Genomic DNA, 354 nt, shown 5'->3' with positions numbered 1-354 from the left:
CCTCCAGGCTCAGGGCCCGCTCCAGGGCATGACGGATGGCGCGATCGTCTTCGGCGAGCAGCACAGTCTGGGACACGCACCCAGTCTGCCTTGGCCTGCGGCGGTTCCGCCGAGCGCGCTTGCCTACGATCAGCCTTTTTACCGCGCTCTCACCGTCACAGAGGCAACCCCGACGCGATGCCTACCGTCTTCTCACCGAAGGCGGCCTGCCTCCGGGGACGACAGCGCCGCCAGTTGGTCGGCGAAGGGGACCACGGTGAAGTCGTCCTTCACCGGCCGGCTCAGGCTCACGGACAGGCCCGTCATCAGCGCCGCCAGCTCGCCCGCGGCCCGTTCGATCCGGTCGTCCAGGCC

General features: G+C 69.5%; 2 pseudogenes. Both read right to left on the bottom strand.

From position 1 onward, the window contains the following. A pseudogene (locus IG05_RS49870) lies at window positions 1-76 on the bottom strand (DNA-binding response regulator); the annotation flags it as partial. A gap of 116 nt (window positions 77-192) precedes the next feature. Then, window positions 193-354 (bottom strand): annotated as a pseudogene (locus IG05_RS0141290) (oxidoreductase); the annotation flags it as partial.

Source organism: Streptomyces sp. NRRL S-1022 (assembly GCF_000720135.1).
Taxonomy (GTDB): Bacteria; Actinomycetota; Actinomycetes; order Streptomycetales; family Streptomycetaceae; genus Streptomyces.
Note: the sequence above shows the minus strand (reverse complement) of the source record. Positions and strands in the feature narration are given on the sequence as shown.